This window comes from Paenibacillus ehimensis NBRC 15659 (assembly GCF_004000785.1).
GTDB classification, from domain to species: Bacteria; Bacillota; Bacilli; order Paenibacillales; family NBRC-103111; genus Paenibacillus_G; species Paenibacillus_G ehimensis.
In genome coordinates this window covers 1-25,764 of the sequence record NZ_BILX01000087.1, presented here as the reverse complement: position 1 = coordinate 25,764, position 25,764 = coordinate 1, and the positions used below count along the sequence as shown (strand labels likewise).

Genomic DNA, 25,764 nt, shown 5'->3' with positions numbered 1-25,764 from the left:
CCTCCGACAAAAGCCGTATTGTCAAGCTTTTCAAGCTTTGTCGGTTGTTGTCACCTTGTTTAGCGGCGACTTTTATAATATATCACATTCGCCTATCTTAATGCAAGCTTTTTTTAAAAACCATTTATTTGAAGCTGCTTGCTTAAGTTTTTTAAAGGCTGCCGTTTTTAGCGGCGAAAATTAATTTAACACATCTTAAGTTTGAAAGTCAACCCTAAAATAAATAAAAATGTCCGGCCGTTAGGAAGCAGCCGGACGATAACAATATTCTACTACTCTATCATGCCTTCGACGGGGCTGCTGGCAGACGCATAGCGCTTCTTGGGAATACGGCCCGCCAAGAAGCCTTTGCGCCCTGCGATCACAGCCAGCTTGAACGCTTCGGCCATCAGAACGGGGTCCTGCGCTCCGGCAACAGCCGTGTTCAACAGTACGCCGTCCGCACCAAGCTCCATAGCCAAGGCAGCATCCGCAGGACCGCCAATGCCTGCATCGACGATAATCGGAACTTTCGCTTCCTCGATAATAAAACGCAAATTATTCTGATTAACAATCCCTTGACCGGAACCGATCGGCGATGCTCCGGGCATAACAGCGGCGGCTCCCGCTTCCTGCAGCTTGCGTGCCAATATCGGGTCATCTGAAGTATATGGCAATACGATAAAGCCTTCCTCTACTAAAATTTTCGTTGCCTCCAACGTTCCTACCGGATCGGGAAGCAGCGTTTTCGGATCTCCGATCACTTCCACTTTGATCATATCGCAAAGGCCGGAAGCTTTAGCAAGGCGGGCAATGCGCACAGCTTCCTCTACGGTATAGGCGCCGGCCGTATTCGGAAGCAGCGTGAACTTTTTCAAATCTAGCTTTTCCAAAAAGTTAGGCGCATCCGGGTTGTCGATCGGCAGCCGGCGGATGGCAAAAGTCAAGACTTCCGCATCGGAAGCTTGAACGGCCTGGTCTTGAATTTTCAAATCCGAAAACTTCCCTGTTCCGAGCAGCAGTCGGGATTGAAATTCGTAAGGTCCGATTTTTAACGCGTCGCTCATGCTGGTAGCTCCTTCAATAATAGTTTTATTCAGCCGCCGCCGACAAAATGGACGATTTCGATCTGGTCTCCATCGTTCAGGCGGGCTTCCTCATACCGGGTACGGTCAATAATTTCCCGGTTCAATTCGACAACCAAAATTTTATTGTCCAGTTTAAACGCCGAGAGCAGTTCGGCTACGGTAGCCGCATTGTCCACTTCCCTTAGTTCCCCGTTCACGGTCAATCGCATCCTTATCACCTCCAGCCGCTTTGCCGATAAAGCAAAAAAAGCCAACCCGCAGGCGGGCCGGCCGAATGTTGTCTGCATACTTCTATGCAGCTTGCTGGCATTCGTCCACTTCCCTACGCTGGTATAATCCAGTGATGCCTGCTGTAAGCAGACCTCGTAACAGGTTCCAAGGGTCAAAGAACATGCTTCTTTTTCTCAGCCCCGCAAGTCGGAGCTCCCCTAGTGGCTATTTGATTGTCCAATCCATTATAACACAACGGTCAGCTTTTGACATCCTTATACCGCATCTCCAGCACGGATAGTTCCGGGTCATGGGTAAAGACGATTTCTTTAGCCAACGATTTTTTGACCAGCTTATTCAAGAGCAGCGGGAGATCGGCTTTAATGTCCGACAGCTCGGGCTGCTGCTGCAGCTCCTGAAGGCTCCAGGCTTCCTCGCGGCTGGCCAGCAGTTCGATCAGCGGCTTGCAGCAGCGCTCCATCTTGGACATGACGGAAAACTCGCTGGCCAGCAGCACCAGCTGAACGCGCTGTTTTAACGTCTCTTTACTTAACGTCAGCTCCTCATACAGCTTGTACACGCCGGGATTGATCGTCTTCACCTGCCGCCAGACCGTTACCTCCGGATGATTGCCGGACTCGATAATGACGATTCGCGCCCAATGGTGCAGCGCCTCCAATATATTGTTGTATGCATCGAGCAAATGCTCGTCTAAGATGTATTCTTTGCTTTGCGAATAGCAGCGCAAAAATTTGGAGAACTCGATCAGCAGCTTGTGCTCCCTCAGCGGTAGCGGGAACTCAAGCACTTTATGCCGCAGCGTCTCCAAATACATATCCCGATCCAAAAGTATCTCCCCTTTTAAGATCCAATAAACAACATTGCGATACTCCCCGCGTAAAATCAGTTCATCCAGAGTATCCGGGCTTATCCATCTTTCTTGTATACGGCGGTTGTCTTTTATATAATGAACTTGTTGATGAGCGCGTTCGTTATTGCTGCTGACAACCAGAAGCACAATGTCGAATCCGTCTGTGACAGCCGAAAACAAAGAAGGATTGTCGACGGCCGCTACGCTGATAACGGACTCGTCTTGACGGAGCCTTTCCACCCAATATGCTTTTAAGGAATCCATCACGAAAGCCTCCTGACGATAGCCACATGCGTTCTTCATGATAGTTATTTCTACATGAAGCCGCCGTTTCCTGCATTCTTTTGTGACGACACTCACAATTCTTACGGAAAGAAGTGAAGACATGAGATTCAAGTCAAGTAAAGTAAACGAATTCCGGCTGTGGGGGCTCCTGTTGACCATGGGCGGGATGCTTCTGATGATCCTCGGGCTCGCCGGGATCGTCTTCGAATGGGGAGCCGCTGGCCGTATGCTTGCAGCCGTATGTATGGTCATCGGGGCCATTGCCATGCTGGTGAGCATGGGAATCTATTTTGCCGCGGGCATGATGTCGACCAGCGCCACGGTGATCGAATGCCCGGAATGCGGAAAGCCGACCAAAATGCTAGGAAAAACGGACCGCTGTATGTTCTGCAAAACGATTCTTACGCTCGATCCGAAATATGCTCCGTCTTCCGATTCGGGAGCAAACCCGACGCATCAAGCCGGTGAAACGACTTCTCCGTAACCGGCCTGCCATTTATTTAGATACGCAAAGATCCTCGCTCCGGTTCCAAAGCGGGGTGAAGAAATAAAATAAACCGGCCTTTGCCCTTATCATTCGATGAGGCGAGCCGGTTTATTTTGTTATTGATCGTTATTTTTTCGGTGCTTCCAGTGACGTACGGATCCAGTTCCAAGCCTCTGGGTTCTCGAAGCCTCTCCGCCACGATGCGACGCCGGCCAAATCGTACTTTTTCACAAGCTCGATGCGGGCCTTTACCGACGTTTCGTCCTCAATCCAAATTTTGTTGAGCTTGCCGTCTTCGGTGTATTCAATGTAATTTTGTCCCGTTTCCGGGGAAAATACAGGGGTAAGCTTTTTTTCCTTGATGATGCGCTGAGGCATGTCCATAAACACTGCTCTCGAACTCACAGCGGTTTTGCCGTTCTTTTTCGTTTCAGTCCATACCCGCGTATAGAAAGGAATGCTGAGAATAAGCTTGGACGGCGGAATCTGATCTTCTTTCAGCAGGTCGGAAATCGACTTTTCCACCCACGGCAGCGAAGCGACGGAACCGGCCTTCGGACTGCTCGCCCAATGCTCGTCGTAGGCCATCAGCATCATATAGTCGAGCGATTGGATCAGCGCTTTCCGGTCGTAAAACATGGACCACGATTCGCTGCTCGATCTGGCGGTGACATCCATGGAAACGACGAGACCTTGCTCGTGCATGAGCGGCGACATTTCCCGGACGAACTGAACCAGATTTTGCTTGTCTTTCAAATTCACGTTCTCAAAGTCGATGTTGATTCCTTGCAGCGAGTACATCTGCGCAAAGGCAAGCAGCTGCTTGATCATTTTCATTCGTTTGTCATAGGTGGAGAGCGCTTGGGTCGTCCGCTTCTGCTCGAAGCCGTTGCTGAAAAGCCCCCAAACTTGGTAGCCTCTGTCGTGAGCCCATTTGACATAAGCAGGATCGGCCAAGTTTTTCAGATTGCCCTCGCCGTCCTCCAAATGAAACCACGTCGGACTAACCACATCCAGTCCCGGCATGTCGGGAATTTTGCTGGTGTCCGGATTTTTCGTCACGACCTGCTCCCAAGTCATATTGATTTTGCCGCTGATGGGCTTTTTGGCCACGAACGGCGGCTCCGGTTCTTTCTTCGGAATCACTTCGTCCCGGTCGGCAACAAGCTGATCCTTGCGGACATATCCCATATAGCCGTTCGTCTGCTGCACGCGGTACCATTCGCCTTCCTCGCCCCATACGATCAAGCTCTCTCCCTGCTTCAGATCGGCATAAATCGGAGCTTTGATCGTCGGATCCTGCCGCATGGCAATCGTTTTGTCAGGCTTATCCGGAATCGTTATCGTCTTATACCAACGAATCGTATCGCCTTCCTTAAAAAGCAAGACGGCCCCCGTGTCCGGCGATTCCCGCAGGTCGATCTTATATAAATCTTTCAGCGGATCAATCGGCAGGTACAAGATCCCGTTCGTCTTTTCAAGCGGGAATTTGAGCGTAAACGGCTTTTCGTTGATCATCCCGGTCAACTGGCTGGTTCGAAGCCGGATCACTTTGTTTTGCGTCGTAATGATCGTCGATTCGCTTGCTTTCTCATAAACCAGCGTCGGATCGATCCGTTCCTTCACGATGTCGAACGGAAGCTTCAAGCTTTCCTTCTGCCCTACGGCGGGTTGGTCCAGCATACCGCCTTCGTAGAAGATCGGTTTGGGATTGCCTTTAAAGTCGGGTTGTTCATGCTGCCAATTCGGGACATACTTCACCCATACATAAGCGCCTAAAATAAGACCGCATAGGAGGGCAAAAAACAACAGGACAAAGGTCGTCTTCTTTCTTTTTTTGCGGCGCGACCCGCCTCCCGCTTCGAACGTCGGTTCCATGGTTTCACTCCCGTAACATGATGAGGCAAAGCTGATGGTTAAAGAAAAAAGGACGCGTCGACCCGCAGCCGCGGGAATCCAGACACGTCCATTATACCTTAATTCTACCAATCTATCATGTCGTCTGCTTGGCACAGTCCGAACAAATGCCGTAAACTTCCACCCGGTGGCTTTTCACCTGGAATCCGGTCATTTCGCCGGCGGCCTGCTCCAGATCGTCCAGAGGCTTGTAAGCGAAATCGACCAATTTACCGCATTCCTCGCAAAGCGCATGATAGTGCTCGGACAAATCCGCATCAAAGCGGCTGGAATGGTCGCCATAGGTCATCTCCCGTACCAATCCGCTTTCGATAAATACTTTAAGGTTATTGTATACTGTCGCCACGCTCATGCTAGGAAAACGCGGCGACAACGCTTTATATATTTCATCCGCCGTCGGATGGGACATTGTATTGATCAGATATGATAAAATGGCATGCCGCTGCGGAGTCATCCGAATGCCCATCGTTTTGAGTTTGTTCAGTGCCTGCTCCAATGAATGGTTCATGGTGTTCACCGCCTAATCCGGGAAAGGAGAGTATCACTTTATTCTACCCGGATTTTCAGCAAAATGTCAATTGGATCCCTGGATGATCAGCCTGTCGTTCGTATGCAGCTTAATCGTGTGTTTGCCGCTTCCCACCGTTCCTTTTACGCTATCCTCTTGAATGGACAAAGGCAGATCGGTCTTGATATGTTCCTCTCCCCCTTCGCCTTCGATCCGGTAGTCGCCTTTTGGCGGAAGCTTGATTTCCAGCTTGCCGTTGGACGTTTTGATGTCCCAGTCCCCGTCGACAACCGAGCTGCTCACTTCGATCGCCCCGTTGGTGGAATGTATTTTTACGCCTTTGAACGTACCGTGCGCAGTGACGGCCCCGTTGCTCGTTTCGGCCTGAAGCGCTCCCGTTACATTGTCGATACGAAGCTTTCCGTTGGTCGATTTCAGCGTCGTATCTCCTTGATGATCCGTCACTTCCATTTGTCCGTTCGTGGATTCGAGCGACAGCGGCCCTGCCGTACGGTGAGTTTGAACTTTACCGTTAGTGGTCTCCAAATTCAGCTCGCCCTGCAGGTCCTCGAGACGAATTTCGCCGTTCGTCGTATGCCCCGAAAAACGCTGCTTGAGCGGCAGTCCGGACGCTTCGATTTTGCCGTTCCGCAGCTGCAAATCCAGGTTGACTTTCTGCTGCGCGGGCAGGGTGATGATCAGATCCATCCGCGGCTTGCGGTTTCCGAACAAGGCCCCGACGCCTTCGTATTCTTTGGCGACAGCCCGGATGTTGAGCGTATTGCCGCTCACACTGTGCTCCAGCTTGGATTCGTTCGCAATGGTTTGCGCCTCGTCTTCGCCGACACCGTTAACGTAAACCTTGACATCGACTTGAAGCTGATCAACCGGCCCGGATTTAAGAACGGCGCTGCCATTCTCATTGTCCAGCTTCACGTTGTCGACGGAAGCAGGAAGCTCGATTGCCGTCACGCCTTTATCGAATTTCTTCCCGTCCGTCATCATATCGATCGTCCCGTTAACGGTCCAGCCGTTGAACTTTTTAAGAAGCTCGCCGCTCTGGGTGCTGATAATGACGATGGCGGCGACAATGACCGCGAAGATAATCCCGCCGATGTCGAGCTTCAATTGACGGTCGCTGTTTCCAAATTTGATATTGTACAAAATATATTCTATTCCGAGCAAAACAAACAACAGCGGCCACCAATCTGCCAGCATCGCAGTCAGGTGCGTGCCCATCGTCTTGTCGGCTATGACGGCGCCGCCGACACATACGAGCAAAATTGCCGCCGTGTAACGGCCTGCCTTATGCATTCGAATTCTCCCCTTACTTTTTCCTGGATTCTTTGTAAAACATGTAAGCCCCGATAGCAATCAAAATAACGGCGCCGAACGACGAACCAACAAGGTCGAATACGCGTTCGAGCCACTGCGGCTTGCCTCCGGCCAGAAACAGCAGCGCACCCGCTGCGATGAGCGCATAGCCGAAGATGTTCCCTTGACGCAGTTTGCGCAGCGGCTTCTCGGGCGCAAACGGGGCGTCCCCTTCCATCCGCGGCTCGTCAAAATAAACGGGATTCCCGTATCCGTTAACCCGGTCCGTTTGCTGCAGCGCATCGAAGATATTGTAGAAGTAAGTGACGGGCATAAGCAGCGAAAACAAAACGATCAGCGGAATATTATCCGCTCCGTTGCTAGCGAAATACACAATGGCGAAAATATTCAATATGAACAGCAGCATGATCCCCAAGCCCCGCTGCATCAACCCCAAGTACAATTGTCCGGTGCCCGGAATAAAGAATGACAATAACCCGGCTAACCATTTGCTCTTATGAGGCTTCGGCCTCAGAAAAGGATCGAACGGCGGTTTTCGGGTGTGGCCCCACCGCTCCATACGCTCCCGTAAAAACTCGTCTTCCCGATCCTCCCCGCGGTAATGCGGGCCTTTCGGTTGGTCCTGCATTCGTAGTTTCCCTCCTTATGACAACAATTGGCGCGATACCGATTCGACGACATGGAACAATTGAAGGGCGCCGGTGCGAACATCGGCCTCCCATTGATTCGGATCCAGAGAGGTCAGCTTCCCGAATACGCCGGAAACGATAAACAGGAACGTAGCGGCCATGGCGACCATTCCGTGAAGCAGCTCGGTACGCCAATAAGGCTTCCGTTTGTGCCGGGGCGAGGAAGCTTGCGCCTCGAACGCCAGCTGATCCGATGACGGACGGTCCGATGAATCATGCGCTGTTCCCGAACGCAATGCGGACATGACGCGGTCCGCCAACTCCGTAGGCGCCTGTTCGACGGCAAGCTGTTCCAGCATCAGTTCGACGTCCAAAAATTCGGACAGCCTCCTGCGGCATGGAGCGCAAGCCTTCATGTGACGCCCGATCCGGTGGTATTCCAATTCGGAGCAGCTCTTATTCAGAAAACGTAGCAGCTCTTGATCGTTTGGATGCATGATGGTCATGTCCCCGCACCTCCAGCCATTTTTCTTTGAGCAGCGATTTTCCGCGATACAGTCTCGTTTCAATCGTCTTCATCGGCAACCCGGTCACGTCCGAAATTTCTTGATACGACAACTGTTTGTAGTGATACAAATACAGAATGAGCCGGTATTTGTCCGGCAGGTCGGCGAGCAGCCGCTGCATCGTTTCCTGCTCTTCCTTTTGCAGCGCGCGGGCCTCGGGCTCTTCCTGACGGTCTCCGAACCAGCCCTTAATTTTGTCCAGAATCGCTTCGTACGGCTTGCGCCGCTGCGAACGCCTGTAGTCGGTGACCAGATTGACGGTCATCCGGTAAAGCCAGGTTTTGAACTTGGCGTCGCCGCGAAAGTTGGCCAGGGAACGGTACAGCTTAATAAATACTTCCTGAGTCAAATCTTCGGCTGTTTCGCGATGTAAGGTCATGCGATAAATCAGCGTATAGATATAGTCCTGATAACGTGCCATCAATATCCGGTACGCTTCTTCATTACCTTGACGGATTAGGTCGACCAGTTGTTCATCCGTCATGCTCTCCACATTGCTCACCGCCTTGATCTGCGCTCTTGAAACCTTAGACGCCGCTCCCGCTCGAACCCCTTCAAAACGACTCGAAAAAATTTTTATTTTAATCGCAGGAGACGGAACGGACGCCATCCAGCCGCATCAGATCTTCGACCGTTTGGCTGACATTGTCGCCTTTGGCAAGCCTCAGCGTAAGGGTGATGTGAATCAAGTCCTCTTCTTCCGAAGACATCTCTTCGACGGAAAGCTTCTGGATTATACTTCCTTTATTAGAAAGCAGAGCTGAAACTTTGCCGATCAAGCTCGGTGTATCCAGCGCTTTCAGCTGAATATGGTGCAGCTTTTTGGCGCGGAGGTATTTTTTCTCCACTAAGTTAAGCACAAACAAACTGATCAGAGCAAACAAACAGCTCAATGCGGCAGCGTAATAAAAGCCGGCTCCCGTCGCAAGACCGATAGCGGCTACCACCCACAGGGAAGCGGCCGTCGTAAGACCGGTGATTGATTTGCCTGTATATAAAATGGTTCCCGCACCGAGAAATCCGATACCGCTGATGACTTGGGCCGCCAGACGGGCCGGGTCCAACCGTACGTTGTCCAGCTTCGAAAATTCGGAAAAACCGTACATGGATAAGAGCATAATCAGCGTGGAACCGAGACACACGAGCATATGCGTGCGCAGTCCGGCGGCATGGCTGCTCTGTTCCCTTTCGATTCCGATCAAGCCGCCGAACAGCAGCGACAATACCAGTCTGAGGGTAATATGGAATGTGTCGATCGTCCATGGATCATGCATAAAAGAAACCGCCTCCTTGCCAACAAGATATTGATGAATATTGTAACACGTCACGCCCTTCCGATGGAGGCCCGGTAAAAATATTCCGCAGAAAAGTCATTGACTTCGGGAAAGTTGCAGGTAGACTAAAGAAGTGAAACGTTTAAATTAATATGGGACGAGCAGTGGGAGGAATGGTGCTTCATGAAAAGGGAAACGAATGACCGGAGACGTCTCGTTCTCCGGCTCGCGGCCGAGCAGGCTCTTGCTCTGCCTCTGCTGGAGAGCGGCTATTGGTTTCATAAAGATTTGCGCGACAACTTTTATTTTGCTTCCCATCTGTTTGCCTATGTAGCGGAAGGCGCTCCCGGCTGGAACGAGGAGACCAAAAAAGCGGCGTCCGCTCTGGCCGTCCGGATGCTTCGTCAAGTCCTGGCGCTGCAGGATCAAAATCCGGACAGCCCGATGTACGGTCATTGGCCGCTAAATCTGGGGGCGGATCCGGCCGCGGCGAAGCCTCACAAGCTGCCGGTAGAGCTGATGGGATGCCTGCTGATCCTGTTTCACGAAAAGATGCAATGGGCGCTGGCCCCTGAACTGGGCAACGAGCTTCAAGCAGCTCTGCAGCACATTTACAAAAGCGGCGTGTACCGCCACCCGCTGGCGTCGATGCACCATCACGAAGCGAAGCATACTGCGCTCAAGCTGCTGCTTGGGCATAAGTTCGCCGACGAGGCGCTGCTTCGGGAAGGGGCGGCATGCGCCCGCCGCCTGCTGAACCACGCACATACGTTCGGATTCAAGGAGTATGGCTGTCTCCCTTGGCATTGGCATTGGATTCAAGCTTTTACCTGCGTATGGGAAATTGTTCAGGATGAACAAGCGCGCACGGCTGCGGAAGAGCTGCTCGATTATTTATGGAGTCTTCGCGCGGAGTCGTATTTGCGCGGTGCTTGGGTCGGGGCGCAGTCCCGGACCTGGCCGCACGATGCGCCGAAAGATACGAATACGCCGCACGACTATATCCAATTCGGCGATTTTCCGGCGCCGACGGCGTTTCCGCGGCTGGAAGGAGCGGCGTTCTTCACCTATGAAGTCTCGGAGGCTGTCCGGGAGGCGGCCATGAACCGCAAAACGCCTTGCGAGTTCAAGCGCAAGATCCGTTTTGCCGAAGCCGACGAGAAGGTCGAGGCCGAAGCTCATACGTATGCCTACTTGGCGAGCGACTATGCCCTCGGGGGCATTTGGGAACGACGGGACGAATTCGACAATGAACAGCTGCGCTGGGATGTTTCGCTGCCCTTGGACACGGAAACGGCCGCGCTTGGCGTAAATCAACTGTACTTCTTCCACCCCGGGGCCAACTACACGCCGGGCGACGACCGCCACGCAAGCTCTTACGGACAGGTGCTGCTGGACAAAGATACGGTAATCGCCGTATGGGACGTGCCGCCGGATGCGGAAGCCGCGGATACGTTGGTCGGATGCCTGCCCAAAGGCGAGTGGCAGATCGAAGAACGCGGCGCCTATGGAAAGCTCGGGCAGGTCTTCGTAGCGGTTCACTTGATGCAGCCGTTGAGCGTAACGGAGCAAAATGACCGCCTGTCCGCAGCATCGCTGCTCTCCAACGGGCGGAACGCGGTCGTGGTCGAAGTGATAGGGGCGGCGGAAGCGTCCGGCGCAAAGACGTTAGACGACTGGCGAGCATTTGCAGGCGCCCCGGACAAGCAACCGGCCTTCAAAGACGTAGAAGGATCACTGTCGGTTGCTTATACGACTTGCCGCGGCCGCAGATTGCAGCTTGCCGTTCGCGGGGAAACCATTGTACAGCGCACGGTCGACGGCGTGGCGGTCGCCTTTGACGACTATACGATTTTTTGAAATTGCGTCAGCGTTATGCCAGGCGCAAGCATCTGAACCTGCACCGGTTCGTAGCCGTGCTTTTCGTAAAGCCGCACCGCCGGGGTATTGTTCGTGCCCGTCGCGACTTTGATCATCGTTCCCGGCGGGGCATGCTGCTCGATATGCTCCAGCAGCCGGCTTGCAATCCCTTGGCGGAACCAATCAGGATGCACCATCATCCGGCAAACGGTCATTTCCTTGGGCGATTGCTTGCAGGCTGCCGCACCGACAAGCCGCTCATCCGCATAGCAGCCGAAAAACGCTTCCCCCGATTCCCTGAGCGAAAGCGGCGAATCGAGCAGCGGCGGAATCTCTTCGAAGCCGACAAGCTCCGCTTCGATACGGTATGCGACCTGCTGAAGCGCTAAAAGCTCCAGCACGGCGTTCAGATCGCTTAAAGCAATCGGTCTGATCACGAGGATGCAGCCTCCTTTCAGCCTCATTCGACAGCGGAGACATTTAGATTGCCCTATATTTTACCAAACGAAACGTGGGCTCACAACAAAAGAGGCCGTCCCCGGACAAAAGCACTTTGCCTTGGGACAGCCTCTGCTGTTTTACGAGCTATGGAAAGCCCTAACGGTTCAGGACCTCGATAATCAATTTGTTCACCAATCCGGGGTTCGCTTTCCCCTTCGTCTCTTTCATCACTTGACCGACCAGGAAGCCGACGGCTTTCTCTTTGCCTGCTTTATAGTCGGCGACCGACTGCGGATTGCCCGCAACGATCTGCTCAACGACCGCCAAAATCGCGCCTTCGTCGCTGATCTGAACAAGCCCCTGCTCCTCGACGATCGCCTGCGGAGCTTTGCCCGTTTCCAGCATCGCTTTAAAGACGGTTTTGGCGATCTTGCTGCTGATCGTCCCTTTCTCCATCAGTCCGATCATTTCGCCGAGGCCTTTGCCGGTCACTTTGACATCCTGCAGCTCCAGGTTGTTCGCGTTCAAGTAGCCGAGCAGATCGCCCATAATCCAGTTGGAGACGGCTTTGGCGTCCTTGGTGAACTTCAAGCTTTCCTCGAAAAAGTCAGCCAGCTTGATCGACGAAGTAATGACCTCCGCGTCATAGCTCGGCAGGCCGTATTCGGTAACGTACCGCTTCTTGCGGGCGTCCGGCAGCTCGGGAATCGATTCGCGGACGCGTGCTTTCCATGCGTCGTCAATGTGCAGCGCCACGAGGTCCGGGTCCGGAAAATAACGATAGTCGTGCGCTTGCTCCTTACTCCGCATCGTCAGCGTCTTGCCCTGCGCCTCGTCCCAACGGCGCGTTTCCTGCACAACTTTGCCGCCGCTGTCCAGCACGTCCGCCTGACGCCATTCTTCGTATTCCAACCCGCGCTGTACGCCACGGAACGAGTTCATGTTTTTCAGTTCGGCCTTGGTGCCGAATTCCTTCTGCCCGTAAGGACGCAAGCTGATATTCGCGTCGCAGCGCAGCGAGCCTTCTTCCATCTTCACGTCGGAAACGTCGCAGTACTGCATGATCGCTTTCAGCTTCTCCAGATACGCCCGCGCTTCCTCAGGGGAGCGGAGGTCCGGCTCGGATACGATCTCAATCAGCGGCGTGCCGACGCGGTTGAAGTCAACGAGCGAGGCATAGCCTCCGTCCACGTGCGTCAGCTTGCCCGCATCTTCCTCCAAATGCACGCGCGTAATGCCGATGCGCTTCGTTTCGCCGTTGACCTCGATTTCGATCCAGCCATGCTCGCCAATCGGCTTGTCATACTGCGAAATTTGGTACGCCTTCGGGGAGTCGGGGTAAAAATAGTTTTTGCGGTCGAATTTGCTTTCCGTTGCAATCTGGCAGTTGAGCGCCATCGCCGCTTTCATCGCATACTCAACCGCCTGCTTGTTCAGCACGGGGAGCACGCCGGGATGTCCGAGACAGACCGGACACGTATGGGTGTTCGGCGGAGCTCCGAAGGCGGTGGAGCAGCCGCAGAAAATTTTGGAGTTCGTGTGCAGTTCAACGTGCACCTCGAGCCCGATGACCGTCTCGTATTTCTTGTCGGTTGCTGCTGTCACTAAAGGTGGCTCCTTTCTATTACAGCTGCGGACGCTGCTTGTGGAAGTCGGTTTGCTGCTCGTAAGCGTGAGCGACGCGCAAAATCGTCGATTCGTCCAGCGCCTTGCCGATAATCTGCAAGCCGATCGGGAGACCGTCGGCAAATCCGCAAGGAACATTGATGGCCGGAATGCCGGCGAGGCTGACGGGAATCGTCAAAATATCGTTCAAATACATGGTCAAAGGGTCGTCCACCTGCGCGCCGATCTTAAAAGCCGGTGTCGGAGCCGTCGGCCCGATAACCACGTCGTATTTTTCAAACACCTGCTCGAAGTCGCGCTTGATCAGCGTACGGACCTTTTGCGCCTTCAAGTAGTAGGCGTCGTAATATCCCGAGCTGAGCGCGTACGTGCCGAGCATGATGCGGCGCTTCACTTCGTCGCCGAACCCTTCGCTGCGGGATTGAATGTACATATCCAGCAAATTTTTCGGATTGTCCGCGCGCACGCCGTAACGCACGCCGTCGAAGCGCGCCAGGTTGGAGGACGCTTCGGAGGAAGCGAGCAAATAATAAGTCGCGACCGCGTATTCCGTATGCGGCAGCGATACTTCTTCCACGACCGCTCCCTGGCCTTCCAGTACCTTCAAAGCGGTCATGACGGCATCCTTCACCTTCGGGTCGATGCCCTCGCCCAAGTATTCCTTCGGCACCGCAATCCGCAGCCCTTGCACGTCGCCCGTCAACGCGCTGACATAGTCCGGGATTTCCGTGTTAAGCGACGTAGAGTCGTACGGATCGTGCCCGGCAATCGCCTGCAGCAAATAAGCGCTGTCTTCGACGTTTTTGGTAAGCGGACCGATTTGGTCGAGCGAGGACGCGAATGCAACCAAGCCGAAGCGGGAAACGAGTCCGTAGGTCGGCTTAAGGCCGACAATGCCGCAATAGGCCGCCGGTTGGCGGATCGAACCGCCGGTGTCGGAGCCGAGCGCGAAATACACTTCGCCGGCCGCTACCGCCGCCGCGGAGCCTCCGCTGGAGCCGCCCGGAACGTACTCCAGGTTCCACGGATTATGTGTCAGATGGAAGCTGGAATTTTCGTTGGAGCCGCCCATCGCGAACTCGTCCATATTCAGCTTGCCGATGCTGACCGCATCCGCTTCCTTGATCTTCCGCACCGCTGTTCCGTCATAAATCGGGTTGTAGTTGCGCAAAAACTGGCTGGCGCACGTCGTTGTGACGCCTTCGGTCACCATGTTGTCCTTGATGCCGATCGGCAGCCCGAACAGCAAACCGCGCGGTTCGCTGCCGCCTGCCTTGGCGTCGAGTTCCTTGGCCTTCGACCGGGCGTTCTCCTCGTCCAACGTGAGAAACGCCTTCACTTTGCCGTCTACAGCGGCAATGCGTTTATACGATTCGTCCACCAGATCGGAGACGGTGATTTCCTTCGCATGAAGCTTGTTATGCAGTTCCTGCAAGCGCAAATTAAACAAAGACAAGCACAAGTCCTCCCTTCAGGTTCGCCCCGGTAGATTTAACTATTCCAATACGGCAGGCACTTTGATCTGCCCGTCTTCTTCGTCCGGGGCGTTAAGCAGCACTTTCTCAATCGGCAGCGACGGTCTGACCTCGTCTTCGCGCATGACATTGACAAGCGGCATCGCGTGGCTGGTCGGTTCGACATCGTCCGTGTTCAATTGCTCCAGCTGCTCGGCATATTTCAATATGGCGTTCAACTGCTCGGTAAACTGCTCTTTCTCGCTGTCGCTCAGCTCCAGTCGGGCGAGAGCGGCCACGTGTTCGACATCCTTCACAGTTATGCTCATTCCTGCACCTCACTCTACTGACAATCATTCTTATTATTATAGCGGAGTTAAGAGTTGAACTCAATTGGGAGCCGCGTGATTTTGCCCAAAAGAAAAAGAACCGGCAGCGTCCGTTTCGAGGCCGCAACCCGATTCTTTCGTTCAACTCTAGTACGTCTCTATTAACGCACGGTTCAAATCCAAGCCCTCAGATTGACTTGTTTGATAAAGTCTTCCTTGGACTGTACTTCTTTGTTCGTCTCTGTAACGACTTCCTCCGTATCGCCGTTCATTACCCGGCGGAACAGCTCTTCGTTCTTCGTTGCTAGCGCAAAATCGATCAGCGCTTCGCGCTCCAGACGATCGACTTCCTGCTGTATGAGTACTTCCTCCAGCTCGACATCGGCGCCCGGTACGAAGTAATGCTTGTTCACTTTCGGAATCCGAACCACGTAATCGAACACATTGTCCGCATTGCGGTCATACGCGATAATATATCCATATTCGCCGATCGGCAAATTTTGTTCGAAGCTGTCGCCAATAATAACGATCTTCTGTCCCAGACGCAGCATGGACGTTCCCCCTCTTGGTCAACCGGCCCTTGCCTTGGATTCATGCCCTGTTTACGGATTATTCAACGGATGCATAGTGTAAGGAAGCTGTGTATGACGGAATGAATCTCTCTTGCAATGGTCGCAGAGCGTTTATGATGAATTCTATTAATTTTATCATCTTTTTGAAGGTTAGGCAATGCGATCAGCCTCGTCCGCGCGAACGAAAAGCATCCCGCTTGTTTAGCGGCAGAAGGACTGCGGACGTTCGCCGTTCAGGCGAATCTATCTAAAGAGAGAAACTGCTAGGCCATGCTGGAAGAGATTGGACTTCAATTTTATCTTTTTTGTGCTAAAGTAAAAACAAACAAATCAGCTGCCTTTTATTGCCTTGAAAATGAGGGGCACGTATGCGGAAAGGTGTGGGGAATGCATGACAGACCAGTTGAGGTTTCCTATCGGGCAGTACGAAGCTCCGGCAAAGCCGGATGCAGGGATAATTGCGGCTTGGATCGATGATATTGCCCGGCTGCCGCAGCAGGTGAGAGCGGCTGTTCAAGAAGCCGATGCGACTCAGCTTGATACGCCGTACCGGCCGGGAGGATGGACGATGAGACAGGTCGTTCATCATATGGCCGACAGCCATATGAACAGCTTCATCCGCTTTAAGCTCGCATTGACGGAGGAAGTGCCCGTGATTAAGCCGTATCGGGAGGAACGCTGGGCGGAGCTGCCGGATACCCGGCAAGCCCCGGTCGCGTTATCGCTTGCGCTGCTGGACGCCTTGCACGAACGATGGGTATTGCTGCTGCGGGGACTCTCGGATGAGGAGCTTGCCAGAGAGTTTCGCCACCCGGACAGCGGTATCATCCGGCTCGATCAAAATATCGGGCTGTACGCTTGGCATGGCCGGCACCATTTGGCGCATATACGCCTTATAACCGGATGAGCCCTTCCCGCGATACGGTCAGCTTCTCGAAGCCGTTGTCCGTCACCGCGTAGCTGTTCTCAATCCCGACAACCCCTCGCCCGGGGAAGGTGAACTTCGGTTCGATCGCAATGACCATCCCCGGCTGGAGCGGATACCGGAAGCCTTTGGCCAGCACGGGCAGTTCGTCGACCTCCAGGCCGATACCGTGTCCTAAAAACTTCACCTGATCGTCGCCGAAGCCCATATAATGTTCGCCAAGCCCTGCTTCCTGGGCCATGCCGAGCGAATGTATGTAGAGCTGCTCGCACAATGTGCCGGGCTGCAGCATCGATTCGACGCTGCGGATGATCGCCTCGGATACGTCGTACGCCTGCCGCAGGTCGTCCGGCAAATCGCCGATCACGGCCGTCCGTGTCTGGTCGATCACATATCCGTCGATGCAGCATCCGATATCGATCAGGATCGGCTCGTTCCGCCCGATCGGCCGCCGGCTTACGCTCTGCGGGACGGCCGGTCCGAGCCCTTGACCGCCAGCGGGGCCGTCAAAGTATGTCGGCTTGGCAACCGCTTCGCCTGCGCCGATCACCCCCGTCAGCACTTCTTGGTTATATCCGCGCAAACGCATTACCCCGATGTGCCCGTGCAGCCGGGTATAGTGCTCGACGGCGCTTATCAGCTCCAATTCGGTCATGCCGGGCTTAAGCTTCGCGAGCGCTTCCTCAAGCGCGGCGTCGATGATTCGTGCAGCTTCGCGGATACAAGCGATCTCGTGCGGCGATTTGATCATACGCGTCTCGCGGATCAGCATGGAGCCATCCTTCCATACAACATGCGGAAGCACGCTTTGCAGCCGCTGCCACTGCTGCACGGGCAGCACGTCGAATTCGGCGGCTAGCGTCACCGGAGATCCAGAGGCAAGCTGCGGAAACGTCTGGGCCAGTTGGGCGCCGAAGGCGCGGAACGAGCCGAGCGGCTCCACTGCGGCTGCGGACTCCTCCTGTGCGCGCACGACACTGCGGCGGACGTAAAAGCGGGGCTCTCCTTCCGCAGGAACAAGCAGATAACCGGTCTGCATGGAGCCGGTCAAATAGTATAAGTCCACATTTTGCGTGATCATCATGCCGTCAAACTGATGGGCCTGCAGCTTCTGCTGCAAGCGCTCGATGCGTTGTGCGTATTCGTTCATGTTCAGTCCCTCCTATGGCAGAAATCCTGTATCTCTACATTACCTGCCGCAACTTGAAAATGCAAAGAGGAGCTTGAACGAAAAGCCGAAAAAGTCTGCGGTCCGCGAGAGTTAACGGAACCGGACGCTGGCGACGCTGCTGAGCACAACCGGCTCGCTGCGGGAGAGACCAAGCAAAGGTTGATTCGTTTCGACGATGGCAACGACGGACGGCCCGTAAATCGTCACCTGAATGCTGCGCGTCGTCTGCTTGGTTGTGCCGGTATGTACGGTAACCGTTCGGTGAAGCACATAAGGATACGCAGGACTGGCGACAAATTCCAAATGGTGCACGACGGGAGCTTCGCGAAGGAGACTTCCCTTTTCCGGCATCAGATCGCTGTCCAGCTTCAGGTTCAGCCGAAGGTACCGGTAGAAATCATCCGTCCCCTTTGTACTGTCCCACACAAGCCGGCCGAGTGCCGCCTCCTCCGGTACGATGTCCAACGAGGCGGCATGCGTAGCACGGTCAAGCAGCGGTTTCGTTTTGTTCATGCCGTACGTTTGCATCATCCAATTGAACGCTATGACCCAAATAAAGGCCGCTGTCATCATGCCGAGCAAGCCAAACAGCAGCAAATGCGCGCTCCCCTTTTCGTCCTTCAGCAAGCTGCACGCTTCCGCTCTCAACCGACACTGCCATGCCCGCCGCACACGTATTCCCTCCTTTCTGAAAAACCGCCTCAAGTTATTCGTAAGCTTCGCTCTTTCCGTAAAGCACCAAATAATAAAACCCTTCTTGCGCCGATGCATTCCCTCCGCCTCCGATGGCGTTCAGCATGCGGCTCAAATTCGGCGCGGGATACTTGAGAACGAGCTTCACCGCCGGGTCGGCGGCATCCCGAAGCACTTTGTTCCGAGTGCTTCCCATATAGGACGGATACGCCATGCCGTTCACCGTGACGTCCCCCATTCCCAGCGAAGCTAATCTGGCGTTCATATTGGACTCCACTGTCGGGCTTAAATAGCCGACCGCTTCCATTTCCTTGAGCGCATGATTGGCAATCGTATTCAGATGATCCGCCTTCATCGTATAGACGAAGAACGGAACGATCGCCAGCGAAAGAAATAACAGCACGGGCATTAAGAAAAGCGTTACGAGGACGTTGGCCATCCCCTGCTCGTCCTGCATAAAAGCAGCGATTTTGCTTTTCATTACAACATCACCGTCAATTTGTGACATAATCGAAGCTGCGCACCTGATTCGTAAGCGTCGTATGACCGTTGCGAACCTGCTGCTTCAGGCCGGTGCCGCCGGCCGGTTGAAAAATATATATCGAAATGCCGAAAATGAGCACGACCGCCAAACATAACGTAATTAGTTTGCTCATGGTTCAAGGCTGCTTCAAGGTAGCTTCGCCGCTTGTTTGATTAACCGTAGCCTGGGTCACGCTATCGTAAAGTTTTGTCCCCTTGCCTCCTACCGCAGGACCAACCTTCGTTCCGGCTACAAACATCGCCGCTCCGCCGAGCAGTACCGTCAATAAGCAGGCAATCACCAGTTTTCCCACAGGGCTCTCATCCTTTTCTGTTGTTAAGATTATGGTGCGGTCGTACTGACGGAGCCGCTGTGTACATCCACCTGCGCTCCTGAGATGCTTGTATTAAGCTTGCCTCCCTTATCCCCCACGGCCGGACCGACTTTCGATCCCGCGACGAACATCGCCGCTCCTCCCAGCAGGACGGTCAACAGGCAGGCAATCACTAGCTTCCCCATGGCTCTCTCCCCTTTGTGATCGTTAGCGTCTCATTGAAACGCATGGTTGATTTGCGTATTTGTCTTCGTTCCCGCCATGCCGGTTGCCGGAACGATCTGCGCGCCGAGCACATACAGCGTAGCGCCGCCCAGCAGCACCGCCATCAGCATGGCAATTACGATTTTGGACATGTGCGTCCCCGCCTTTCCCTACACCTAACCTTCGAAGCTTGTCATCAACTGCTCGGATATGGTGACAAGCCATGGGTACAAAAACAGCAGAACGATAACGGCGAACGGAATCATGATATAAAAGCTGATCCAGATCGGCGCGTTCTCCAGTTTCCGTTGAATATCCGCCGTCAACGTCGCCTCGATGCTGGCGGTCTGCTCCTTGAGCACCTTGGCCATTTCGTTCGTATCGGCCTGGCAGACCGCATCCAAAGCGTTAACGAGCGGGAACACTTCCGAGATGCCGACCGCTTCCTTGAAGCGCCAAACGGCAGCCCGCTGGTCTTTGCCCCACATGACCGTCAACTCCTGCAAATGCGGCTTTAACAGCTTGAGCGGCCGTCCGGCACGAATCAGCATTTCCCGAATATCCGCCTTCTCGCTGATACAGATCGACAGCCGCTGAGACAGCTTGGCGATTTCGAGCAAATATCCGGTCCGCTTCCGCGCCGCCGCCGCATGGACGAACAACAGCGGGACCCACCAGCCCAAGGCGGTGCAAAGCAGCAGCTTGAGCCCCAATCCGAACCACGCGCCGAACCCCGGATCGGCAAGCAAATCGGGGCTTGCCGCCGCCTGGGCCATAAAGCCGGCCAACAGCATCATGAGAGCGAGCCCTGCACGGAGCAGCAGAAAGCGCCGATAACCCCAATCCGCAGGAAGACCGGCCAGCCGGGCTTTCTCGGCAAACGCACGCGCTTTGGGACTCAGCGTTTCCTCCTGCCGGTCCATGGCTAGCATCCGATGCTCCCGCCGCTTCAGCGCTTCCAGCATCATCGCCAAACGGCTAGCCCTTCCGAAGCGGATGCGTCCAACGAGCGGAAACCACAACAGCGCGCTGCCCGCTATGAACAACAAGGTAAACAACGCTTGAAAGGCCAGCATCCAACCGTTTGAAACTATCCCCGTCATCGGGCATTCTCCTTTCCTGCATGAACGATAACCCGTCGCTGCAAAAGCTTCCCCGACCGATCATCGCCTAAAACGCTTTGCGACCCGACCTGATAACCATGATCATAGAAATAAACATGACAGCGCTGGAGACGATCAGCAGCGCCTTGCCGACCGGGTCGACGAAATAGTGGCGGTAGTTCGCCCCGTCCGCATAAATATTGAAGCCGACAACAAAAAAAGCAAAGCCGATCATAAACGTCGTACCAAGCCGGTAAACGGTAATCATGGCGAGCCGGTTCTCTTCGTGCCGCTTGGCCGCTTGCATCTTTCCGACCAAGTGATGCAGCGAGTCGGTGACGTCAGTCCCGTAATTCGAGCCGATCAGCAGCAAGTCCGCGAGATCGTCGGCCCATTCGCTTTGAATTCGGCGTGCAAACTCGTACAGCGCTTCATCAACCGATTTCATATGCAGCGCAAGCTCCAAGCGCCTCCATTCGCTTTGCACCTCGTCCGGCATCGTTTTCGACGCTTTGACGATCACTTCGGCCAGCGTCAGCCGGGGGCGGTAATGGCCGATCAAGTTCTGCACCAGCATGATCATGCGGTTCGCAATGCGGTGACGCTTGCGCTGAACGCGAAACCGCACATAAAAATAAGGAAACGAGCCGAGCAAAAAGGCGATGGCGGCGCTGAGCGTCCATACGTGAAAGCTCTGCAGCCGGTCCGCACCGACGGCAAAACGCTGCTGCATCAGCTGCACGGCTGCATCCGAGCCGAAAAATCCGACAAACGCCAATAGCAGCGTGACCGCGCCGATCCCCTCGACCCCGATCTTGAGCTCGGCGACTTCCATTTCCTCGGCCAATTGCCGGATCGGCTTAAGCCCGGTAAGCGAGCCTCCGAAGGTTCGTCGTCCGGGATCGCCCCCGAGCGATCTGAAGCGCCGGCGGCGGGCCGCTCCGGCCCCCGTCATCCGCAACAACCACAGCACCAGCAGCAGCGACCCGACGATCCAACAGCCGAATAGCAAGCCCTTCAGGCTGCCTTGAATGAGCTGTGCCGACACGCTCATGCTCCCCATACCCCCAATTCCCGAAACTCGTCGGGATCGGCTCCGTTCGCCACGAGATGGTCCATCAGCGAGCGGCTGAACCGCTCACCGGTAAACCTCCACGTCTGCCGCTGAAAATCCCATTCGACAAGCGGACGGATATGTACCGTTTGCCGCTCGTCCACGGAAAGCTCCGTAATTTCCGTCGCGACCCGAACCGGCTTGCCGCCGATCCGCACCAGCCGCAAAAACACAATTAGGTTAAACGCCCGGGCTACGCGTCGGACGGTATCGGTTTGGTCATGCTGCCGCCCGTCCTGCTTGATCATATCCACGACGTCGCTAATGAATGAATCGCGATATTTCGTATGCATCGTGCCCATCATGTCGTGACCGCGCAGTGCGCCCTGCACCATCTGCGACACCTCGGAGCCTTTCGCTTCACCGACGATCACCCAATGAGGGCTCATGACAAGCAATGGCTTGAACGATTCCTCCATGCTCAGCCCGATCTCATCCACTTCCCGGACGGCCAATATGTTCCGGTTCCCCCGCAGCCGTTCGCGGAGCGCGACCTCGAATTCTTTCTCCAGCGTTCGAATCCGTTCGTTCTCCGGAATTTCCTGCGCCAGCGCGAACAAAAACGTCGTTTTGCCGGTCGCCGTGCCCCCGCCGATCAAAAAGCTGGCATGGTAGCGGACCAGCAGGCGCAGGAGACGTACCATCGGCTCGTTTAACGTATTGAATTCGGCCAGCAGCTCTAGAGTTACGTCCTTGACGATAAAATTGCGGATATGAATGCTCGGGACATCGGAGTAAGGCGGCCGGGTCATCACGAGCCGCGAACGGTTCCACAAATAGGACTGGATGAACGGCTGCCGTTCGTTGATCGGCTTTTTGCCGCACAGCGCCAGACGGTCCTGCAGCAGCAATACGTCGGCAAGCGAAGCGAACCGTCGGGAGTGACGAGTCATCTCTCCGCCGCGAAGCAGGTAAATATCGCAGCCGATGACCTGGACCTCTTCCACGTCGGGCAGCCTGTATAAATCCTCGATCAATCCCGCGCCGCACGTGTCCGCAAATACGCATTCCGTCGGGCTCAGCGGCGGCGTCAGCGTGTCCGGGGCGATATCGATGCGGTATTCGGTCAGCAGCGTATCGATGACCGCCTTCATCCGTACCTGCGCCAACGGTTCGCCAAGTCCGGCTTGCAAAATATCTTCGTACAGCGTCTGGTCCTTCTTGGAGCGCTCGGTTAAATGCTCGTATACCAGCTTCACCGCATCGGCCAACGGCATGCGCTGCACTCCTTTTTTATGCCCGGCCGCGTTCAAACCCGACCATGAGACAGATATACGCTCGCGCGCTTGGTCCGCCTGCATCAGATCCTTCAAATATTGCCCGGCGTCGAATCGGGTTCTCGGGCGCATCCGCCCGCCCGCTCGATAAGCTGTCGGTAATGACAAGTCCGTCCCTCCTATCCGAACAAGGCGGTCAATCTGGAGATCCATCCCGGTTTACGCCGCTGGCCCGGGGCAAGCTCCATTCCCTGCACGTCTCCCTCCGCACGCTTCGTCAGCGATGCCGCCAGACTGTCGATCGCTTCCGTGAACGGCTCCGCCTTCGGCATCAAGTAAAGCGGTACCCCTTCATGCACGGCTTTCATGCCGAGGCCGCCGGGCGCGTTCGGAACCGAGGCGCCCAAGGACATTCGCATCGCGTCGGCGATCCGTTCCGGCTTATCGTCCGCCGATGTGCGATTGAGGATCAGCGAGATGTCGGACGGAGTCAGGCCGCAATATTTCCAATAGCAGTCAAACCATTCGCGCCAACTCGTGCGGTAGGAAGCATAATTGTTCTGGGCGACGAGCCAGCGCACATCGGCTCCGCGGACGGTCCCCACCGTCGCGGCGTTATCCGGGTAGGCGTTCAAGTCGACGAGCGTCACGTCGAAGACGGATCTGGCCGTCTGAAGCAAATGCGCCATCATTTCCGGCGTCATGTCGAGCGCGGTGTCGCGGCGGGGCGAGCCGGTCAAAATGTGAAGTCCGGTCATCTTCCGATACGTCATGCACGAATCGAGCAGGTCTTCCGGCTGCAGCGTATGCGTCTGCAGCTTCGGCCGCAGCTTGAATTGGCTGCGGTCATTCTCCGTCAAATTCAGCTGCGAGCGTATTTCCGGATTGCGCAGATTCGCATCGATGAGCCCGACGCGCAGACGGTTCGCCGAAGCCAGCGCAAGCGCCGTATTGACGGCGACCGTCGTCGCCCCGTCCTTGCTGCTCGCAGACCAGACGGCAACCACGATTCCGCTTCGCTTATCGCCGGGCGCCCTGCGGACGCTGCGTCCTTCAACGGATGCGGCAAGCGCCTCGAACGTTTCCTGCTCCGTTCCGCCCAGCGGCAAAACGGCGAAACCGAGTGTCTCCGCCAGCCGCGTCAGCGCCTCCAGCATGAACGAATCGTACACGGCCTCATCCGGAGCGATCACGACCCGGGCCTGAGGCTGCTTGCGCCGGATCTCCGGCATCCAATCCCAAGGATACGAATCGTAAAATAAGCCCGTATGGACGGCAATGACGTCGAACGGTTCTTCCAGCCGGGCGAGCAGCCGTTCACGGTGCTGGACCGTCACGATGCCGTCCGAGCCGGAACGGCTTAATTGCGACCCCAACAGGTCCGCGGCGCCGGCCTGCGGGTGTGCAAATAACAGGTTCATGATGCTGGTTTCACCTCCGTTGCTTTGAGCCCTGACGTAGCGCTGCCGCTCCCCTGGGCAGCGGCGGGCTCCTTTTCCTTGCCGCTGACTTGGCTCCGATTCAGCTCGCCCTTCACTTGAACCTGAGGCTTGGTTTTGCTGAACAAATCCGCTTCCTTAAGCTCCTGAAACAATCCCGTGACCGTTCCCGAGGCGGCGGCGGGCGCGGACAGATCGGGCAGCGCCAGCTTTATCTTCCCGCCGATGCTGCCGAGCACGTAAGCCTCGTACACCTCGTCGTTCATAATGTAAGTGTTCAGCTCGGGCTTCCCGTTCGGCTTGGACCGGGCATTCTGCCATTGGATCTGGTTCGGTTGAACGACCGTTTCGATCGTCGCTCCGTCCGTCACCTCCAGCCCTTCGGCCGTCTTGACCGCCGTAACCGGGAGCTGCTCGATAATTTTGACCGCGCCGACGCTCCACAGCGCGCCGGACCCGGTCGTGACGAACTTGGGCGTCTCGAATTCGACCCACACGTCGACGCGGTCGCCCCGGCGGACCATATTGTTGACATTGACGGCCGCATCCGTCTTGAAGCTGAAATACCGCTCTCCGGCACGGGGCACCGTGCTGCGGTCGGTCAATTTCCACGAAACCAGCTCCTCGCTGTCCGCAATTGGCACAAGCACCGTCTTGCCGATCAGCGCTTCGGGCTCCATTACGGCTTCGGAGCTGTGGGCTGCCAGCGGAATGACCGCTTTGCGGAGCATGGAAGCTTCGATGACTTCCCCGCTTTGCAGCATCCTCACCGGTTTGACCGTCGTCATGGTCCGGACTTGAATTTCGGTATGCTTCATGAATTGCCAATAACCGTATATCGATCCCGCCATCAGCACGCAGCCCAGCGTGATGACGATCCATGCTTTCTGCAAACCGCTACCTCCTCCTTTTTTATGGAAAACGGGTTATTTGTTGGATTGAAACAACCGCAGCAGCTTGGTCGCCGGGCCGAGACGATTCCGCTCCCGCCGCGCGGGGCTCACTTCGTCCGGCAGCCACCGCCGGAGCCACGGCAGCATGGCTTCGCAAAGCGCGTCCCGCACCGCCGGCATGTCGTGCGGCAGCCGCCCTTGCCAGCCGGCATCAGCCAGCGCCGCCAGATCCACCGCGGGCAGCAGGCAGGCGGGGCGCTGCGGAAGCAGGCGCAGCCACGCTTCCGTTTGCGGCGTCTGCAGCGCCTTCACGGCGAAGCAGTGCAGCCGCCGTCCCGGCGCCAGCCAAGCTTCAAGCTGCCGCAGGCGGCGGCGCGTCGCGGGAAGCTCCAGCTTATGCGCGAAAGGGTCGACGGCGTAGACGACGTCCGTCGCGGTTTCGAGCAGCTCCCGCACCGCGGGATGCTCCCACTGCGCGCCGACGTCGACGATGCACACCGGGCGTCGGACCGCGTGAAACAGCTTCAGCCAGCCGCCGGCGTCAAGCTGCGCTTCTCCCGCGCCGGAGGCGGGCTCCTCGGCGGGCAGCCACAGCGTGTGGCCGTCCGCCCAAGGCCGCTCGTCCGGGCGGCCGCCCTGCCCCGCCGCGTTGTAGCAGCGATACGCCGGCGGCGCGTTCTTGTCCGCGAACAGCAGCGCGGACAGCTCCGCCTGCGG

Annotated in this window: 32 protein-coding genes; 4 read left to right on the top strand and 28 right to left on the bottom strand. The window is 55.7% G+C overall.

What is annotated here, in order from left to right; all coding sequences use genetic code 11:
- The coding region (locus tag PEH01S_RS35195) for a hypothetical protein (protein ID WP_218032721.1) at window positions 1-184 on the top strand (184 nt) is incomplete at its 5' end.
- An 88-nt stretch (window positions 185-272) separates the two neighbouring features.
- Here the strand turns inward: PEH01S_RS35195 and PEH01S_RS29870 are convergent.
- The 3 genes from PEH01S_RS29870 to PEH01S_RS29860 form a co-directional block, all read right to left on the bottom strand.
- A complete protein-coding gene (locus PEH01S_RS29870) occupies window positions 273-1,046 on the bottom strand; it encodes a thiazole synthase (protein WP_127489817.1) in 774 nt (257 codons plus the stop codon).
- 29 nt (window positions 1,047-1,075) lie between these two features.
- Window positions 1,076-1,276, bottom strand: a complete 201-nt coding sequence (gene thiS / locus PEH01S_RS29865) for a sulfur carrier protein ThiS (RefSeq protein ID WP_025853022.1) — start codon at window positions 1,274-1,276, stop codon at window positions 1,076-1,078.
- A 260-nt stretch (window positions 1,277-1,536) separates the two neighbouring features.
- Window positions 1,537-2,412, bottom strand: coding sequence for a nucleotidyltransferase-like protein (locus tag PEH01S_RS29860; protein ID WP_025853020.1), 876 nt, complete (start codon window positions 2,410-2,412; stop codon window positions 1,537-1,539).
- A gap of 121 nt (window positions 2,413-2,533) precedes the next feature.
- Here PEH01S_RS29860 and PEH01S_RS29855 point away from each other — a divergent pair, with 121 nt between their 5' ends.
- Window positions 2,534-2,917: a DUF2614 family zinc ribbon-containing protein gene (locus tag PEH01S_RS29855; RefSeq protein WP_127489815.1), complete on the top strand. Its 384-nt coding sequence runs from the start codon at window positions 2,534-2,536 to the stop codon at window positions 2,915-2,917.
- Window positions 2,918-3,046: 129 nt separating this feature from the next.
- On the opposite strand, the gene PEH01S_RS29850 is transcribed toward PEH01S_RS29855, so the two are convergent.
- From PEH01S_RS29850 to PEH01S_RS29820, 7 genes are all read right to left on the bottom strand, one after another.
- Entirely contained in the window at window positions 3,047-4,798 is a 1,752-nt protein-coding gene (locus tag PEH01S_RS29850) for a glycosyl hydrolase family 18 protein (protein WP_025853017.1), read from the bottom strand.
- A 115-nt stretch (window positions 4,799-4,913) separates the two neighbouring features.
- Window positions 4,914-5,345: a Fur family transcriptional regulator gene (locus tag PEH01S_RS29845; RefSeq protein ID WP_025853016.1), complete on the bottom strand. Its 432-nt coding sequence runs from the start codon at window positions 5,343-5,345 to the stop codon at window positions 4,914-4,916.
- 66 nt (window positions 5,346-5,411) lie between these two features.
- Window positions 5,412-6,659, bottom strand: coding sequence for a DUF4097 family beta strand repeat-containing protein (locus PEH01S_RS29840; RefSeq protein WP_025853014.1), 1,248 nt, complete (start codon window positions 6,657-6,659; stop codon window positions 5,412-5,414).
- Between the two features lie 13 nt (window positions 6,660-6,672).
- A complete protein-coding gene (locus PEH01S_RS29835) occupies window positions 6,673-7,308 on the bottom strand; it encodes a hypothetical protein (protein WP_025853012.1) in 636 nt (211 codons plus the stop codon).
- A gap of 15 nt (window positions 7,309-7,323) precedes the next feature.
- Entirely contained in the window at window positions 7,324-7,815 is a 492-nt protein-coding gene (locus PEH01S_RS29830) for a hypothetical protein (protein ID WP_025853010.1), read from the bottom strand.
- Window positions 7,766-8,359 carry an RNA polymerase sigma factor gene (locus tag PEH01S_RS29825; protein ID WP_174807185.1) on the bottom strand — a complete coding sequence of 198 codons (594 nt, stop codon included), beginning with the start codon at window positions 8,357-8,359 and terminating at the stop codon, window positions 7,766-7,768. The genes PEH01S_RS29830 and PEH01S_RS29825 overlap by 50 nt, the downstream gene beginning before the upstream one ends.
- A 97-nt stretch (window positions 8,360-8,456) precedes the next feature.
- Window positions 8,457-9,149 (bottom strand): MgtC/SapB family protein, encoded by a 693-nt coding sequence (locus PEH01S_RS29820; protein ID WP_127489811.1) that lies wholly within the window; start codon window positions 9,147-9,149, stop codon window positions 8,457-8,459.
- A gap of 183 nt (window positions 9,150-9,332) precedes the next feature.
- Here PEH01S_RS29820 and PEH01S_RS29815 point away from each other — a divergent pair, with 183 nt between their 5' ends.
- On the top strand, window positions 9,333-11,009 hold the full coding sequence (locus PEH01S_RS29815; RefSeq protein ID WP_127489809.1) for a hypothetical protein: 1,677 nt from the start codon (window positions 9,333-9,335) through the stop codon (window positions 11,007-11,009).
- On the opposite strand, the gene PEH01S_RS29810 is transcribed toward PEH01S_RS29815, so the two are convergent.
- From PEH01S_RS29810 to PEH01S_RS29790, 5 genes are all read right to left on the bottom strand, one after another.
- Window positions 10,994-11,446 carry a GNAT family N-acetyltransferase gene (locus PEH01S_RS29810; protein ID WP_025853005.1) on the bottom strand — a complete coding sequence of 151 codons (453 nt, stop codon included), beginning with the start codon at window positions 11,444-11,446 and terminating at the stop codon, window positions 10,994-10,996. The two genes, PEH01S_RS29815 and PEH01S_RS29810, sit on opposite strands and share 16 nt — an antisense overlap.
- Before the next feature lie 160 nt (window positions 11,447-11,606).
- Window positions 11,607-13,055 carry an Asp-tRNA(Asn)/Glu-tRNA(Gln) amidotransferase subunit GatB gene (gene gatB / locus PEH01S_RS29805; protein WP_025853003.1) on the bottom strand — a complete coding sequence of 483 codons (1,449 nt, stop codon included), beginning with the start codon at window positions 13,053-13,055 and terminating at the stop codon, window positions 11,607-11,609.
- 19 nt (window positions 13,056-13,074) lie between these two features.
- Window positions 13,075-14,532: an Asp-tRNA(Asn)/Glu-tRNA(Gln) amidotransferase subunit GatA gene (gatA, locus tag PEH01S_RS29800; protein ID WP_127489807.1), complete on the bottom strand. Its 1,458-nt coding sequence runs from the start codon at window positions 14,530-14,532 to the stop codon at window positions 13,075-13,077.
- A 39-nt stretch (window positions 14,533-14,571) separates the two neighbouring features.
- Window positions 14,572-14,859 (bottom strand): Asp-tRNA(Asn)/Glu-tRNA(Gln) amidotransferase subunit GatC, encoded by a 288-nt coding sequence (gatC, locus tag PEH01S_RS29795; RefSeq protein ID WP_127489805.1) that lies wholly within the window; start codon window positions 14,857-14,859, stop codon window positions 14,572-14,574.
- 173 nt (window positions 14,860-15,032) lie between these two features.
- Window positions 15,033-15,410, bottom strand: coding sequence for a hypothetical protein (locus PEH01S_RS29790; protein WP_025852999.1), 378 nt, complete (start codon window positions 15,408-15,410; stop codon window positions 15,033-15,035).
- Between the two features lie 412 nt (window positions 15,411-15,822).
- On the opposite strand from PEH01S_RS29790, the gene PEH01S_RS29785 reads away from it, so the two are divergent.
- Window positions 15,823-16,338, top strand: a complete 516-nt coding sequence (locus PEH01S_RS29785; RefSeq protein WP_127489803.1) for a YfiT family bacillithiol transferase — start codon at window positions 15,823-15,825, stop codon at window positions 16,336-16,338.
- On the opposite strand, the gene PEH01S_RS29780 is transcribed toward PEH01S_RS29785, so the two are convergent.
- The 13 genes from PEH01S_RS29780 to PEH01S_RS34830 form a co-directional block, all read right to left on the bottom strand.
- A complete protein-coding gene (locus tag PEH01S_RS29780) occupies window positions 16,325-17,506 on the bottom strand; it encodes a M24 family metallopeptidase (RefSeq protein WP_127489801.1) in 1,182 nt (393 codons plus the stop codon). The two genes, PEH01S_RS29785 and PEH01S_RS29780, sit on opposite strands and share 14 nt — an antisense overlap.
- A 111-nt stretch (window positions 17,507-17,617) precedes the next feature.
- Window positions 17,618-18,199 carry a hypothetical protein gene (locus PEH01S_RS29775; protein ID WP_025852994.1) on the bottom strand — a complete coding sequence of 194 codons (582 nt, stop codon included), beginning with the start codon at window positions 18,197-18,199 and terminating at the stop codon, window positions 17,618-17,620.
- A gap of 34 nt (window positions 18,200-18,233) precedes the next feature.
- Window positions 18,234-18,701, bottom strand: a complete 468-nt coding sequence (locus tag PEH01S_RS29770; protein ID WP_025852993.1) for a hypothetical protein — start codon at window positions 18,699-18,701, stop codon at window positions 18,234-18,236.
- 13 nt (window positions 18,702-18,714) lie between these two features.
- Window positions 18,715-18,876 (bottom strand): hypothetical protein, encoded by a 162-nt coding sequence (locus PEH01S_RS34850; RefSeq protein ID WP_164828080.1) that lies wholly within the window; start codon window positions 18,874-18,876, stop codon window positions 18,715-18,717.
- A gap of 3 nt (window positions 18,877-18,879) precedes the next feature.
- Complete coding sequence (locus PEH01S_RS34845; protein WP_164828079.1) at window positions 18,880-19,056, bottom strand: hypothetical protein; 177 nt, start codon at window positions 19,054-19,056, stop codon at window positions 18,880-18,882.
- 29 nt (window positions 19,057-19,085) lie between these two features.
- On the bottom strand, window positions 19,086-19,262 hold the full coding sequence (locus PEH01S_RS34840) for a hypothetical protein (RefSeq protein WP_164828078.1): 177 nt from the start codon (window positions 19,260-19,262) through the stop codon (window positions 19,086-19,088).
- Window positions 19,263-19,292: 30 nt separating this feature from the next.
- Window positions 19,293-19,433 (bottom strand): hypothetical protein, encoded by a 141-nt coding sequence (locus tag PEH01S_RS34835; RefSeq protein WP_164828077.1) that lies wholly within the window; start codon window positions 19,431-19,433, stop codon window positions 19,293-19,295.
- Between the two features lie 24 nt (window positions 19,434-19,457).
- The gene (locus tag PEH01S_RS29765) at window positions 19,458-20,384 is read right to left on the bottom strand and encodes a hypothetical protein (RefSeq protein ID WP_127489799.1); all 927 of its coding nucleotides are present in this window, start codon (window positions 20,382-20,384) and stop codon (window positions 19,458-19,460) included.
- A 67-nt stretch (window positions 20,385-20,451) separates the two neighbouring features.
- Entirely contained in the window at window positions 20,452-21,438 is a 987-nt protein-coding gene (locus tag PEH01S_RS29760) for a type II secretion system F family protein (RefSeq protein WP_246063106.1), read from the bottom strand.
- Window positions 21,435-22,883, bottom strand: coding sequence for an ATPase, T2SS/T4P/T4SS family (locus PEH01S_RS29755; RefSeq protein ID WP_025852990.1), 1,449 nt, complete (start codon window positions 22,881-22,883; stop codon window positions 21,435-21,437). Before PEH01S_RS29755 ends, PEH01S_RS29760 begins: the two co-directional genes overlap by 4 nt.
- 11 nt (window positions 22,884-22,894) lie before the next feature.
- On the bottom strand, window positions 22,895-24,136 hold the full coding sequence (locus PEH01S_RS29750) for an AAA family ATPase (protein WP_025852988.1): 1,242 nt from the start codon (window positions 24,134-24,136) through the stop codon (window positions 22,895-22,897).
- Window positions 24,133-25,047 carry a CpaB family protein gene (locus PEH01S_RS29745; protein ID WP_127489795.1) on the bottom strand — a complete coding sequence of 305 codons (915 nt, stop codon included), beginning with the start codon at window positions 25,045-25,047 and terminating at the stop codon, window positions 24,133-24,135. The genes PEH01S_RS29750 and PEH01S_RS29745 overlap by 4 nt, the downstream gene beginning before the upstream one ends.
- A gap of 33 nt (window positions 25,048-25,080) precedes the next feature.
- Window positions 25,081-25,764: hypothetical protein (locus PEH01S_RS34830; RefSeq protein ID WP_164828076.1), on the bottom strand; the 684-nt coding region annotated here is incomplete at its 5' end.

Excerpts from the sequence above, each read along its gene's own strand:
- PEH01S_RS29855 (WP_127489815.1), top strand. The coding sequence starts at position 2,534 with ATGAGATTCAAGTCAAGTAAAGTAAACGAATTCCGGCTGTGGGGGCTC.
- PEH01S_RS29840 (WP_025853014.1), bottom strand. The coding sequence starts at position 6,659 with ATGCATAAGGCAGGCCGTTACACGGCGGCAATTTTGCTCGTATGTGTC.
- PEH01S_RS29830 (WP_025853010.1), bottom strand. The coding sequence starts at position 7,815 with ATGACCATCATGCATCCAAACGATCAAGAGCTGCTACGTTTTCTGAAT.
- PEH01S_RS29760 (WP_246063106.1), bottom strand. The coding sequence starts at position 21,438 with ATGAGCGTGTCGGCACAGCTCATTCAAGGCAGCCTGAAGGGCTTGCTA.
- thiS (WP_025853022.1), bottom strand. The coding sequence starts at position 1,276 with ATGCGATTGACCGTGAACGGGGAACTAAGGGAAGTGGACAATGCGGCT.
- PEH01S_RS29825 (WP_174807185.1), bottom strand. The coding sequence starts at position 8,359 with ATGACGGATGAACAACTGGTCGACCTAATCCGTCAAGGTAATGAAGAA.
- PEH01S_RS29770 (WP_025852993.1), bottom strand. The coding sequence starts at position 18,701 with ATGAAAAGCAAAATCGCTGCTTTTATGCAGGACGAGCAGGGGATGGCC.
- PEH01S_RS29845 (WP_025853016.1), bottom strand. The coding sequence starts at position 5,345 with ATGAACCATTCATTGGAGCAGGCACTGAACAAACTCAAAACGATGGGC.
- PEH01S_RS29860 (WP_025853020.1), bottom strand. The coding sequence starts at position 2,412 with ATGGATTCCTTAAAAGCATATTGGGTGGAAAGGCTCCGTCAAGACGAG.
- gatC (WP_127489805.1), bottom strand. The coding sequence starts at position 14,859 with ATGAGCATAACTGTGAAGGATGTCGAACACGTGGCCGCTCTCGCCCGA.
- PEH01S_RS29820 (WP_127489811.1), bottom strand. The coding sequence starts at position 9,149 with ATGCATGATCCATGGACGATCGACACATTCCATATTACCCTCAGACTG.
- PEH01S_RS29850 (WP_025853017.1), bottom strand. The coding sequence starts at position 4,798 with ATGGAACCGACGTTCGAAGCGGGAGGCGGGTCGCGCCGCAAAAAAAGA.
- PEH01S_RS29835 (WP_025853012.1), bottom strand. The coding sequence starts at position 7,308 with ATGCAGGACCAACCGAAAGGCCCGCATTACCGCGGGGAGGATCGGGAA.
- PEH01S_RS34835 (WP_164828077.1), bottom strand. The coding sequence starts at position 19,433 with ATGTCCAAAATCGTAATTGCCATGCTGATGGCGGTGCTGCTGGGCGGC.
- PEH01S_RS29750 (WP_025852988.1), bottom strand. The coding sequence starts at position 24,136 with ATGAACCTGTTATTTGCACACCCGCAGGCCGGCGCCGCGGACCTGTTG.
- PEH01S_RS29785 (WP_127489803.1), top strand. The coding sequence starts at position 15,823 with ATGACAGACCAGTTGAGGTTTCCTATCGGGCAGTACGAAGCTCCGGCA.
- PEH01S_RS34850 (WP_164828080.1), bottom strand. The coding sequence starts at position 18,876 with ATGAGCAAACTAATTACGTTATGTTTGGCGGTCGTGCTCATTTTCGGC.
- PEH01S_RS29790 (WP_025852999.1), bottom strand. The coding sequence starts at position 15,410 with ATGCTGCGTCTGGGACAGAAGATCGTTATTATTGGCGACAGCTTCGAA.
- PEH01S_RS29780 (WP_127489801.1), bottom strand. The coding sequence starts at position 17,506 with ATGAACGAATACGCACAACGCATCGAGCGCTTGCAGCAGAAGCTGCAG.
- PEH01S_RS34840 (WP_164828078.1), bottom strand. The coding sequence starts at position 19,262 with ATGGGGAAGCTAGTGATTGCCTGCCTGTTGACCGTCCTGCTGGGAGGA.
- PEH01S_RS29815 (WP_127489809.1), top strand. The coding sequence starts at position 9,333 with ATGAAAAGGGAAACGAATGACCGGAGACGTCTCGTTCTCCGGCTCGCG.
- PEH01S_RS29765 (WP_127489799.1), bottom strand. The coding sequence starts at position 20,384 with ATGACGGGGATAGTTTCAAACGGTTGGATGCTGGCCTTTCAAGCGTTG.
- PEH01S_RS29870 (WP_127489817.1), bottom strand. The coding sequence starts at position 1,046 with ATGAGCGACGCGTTAAAAATCGGACCTTACGAATTTCAATCCCGACTG.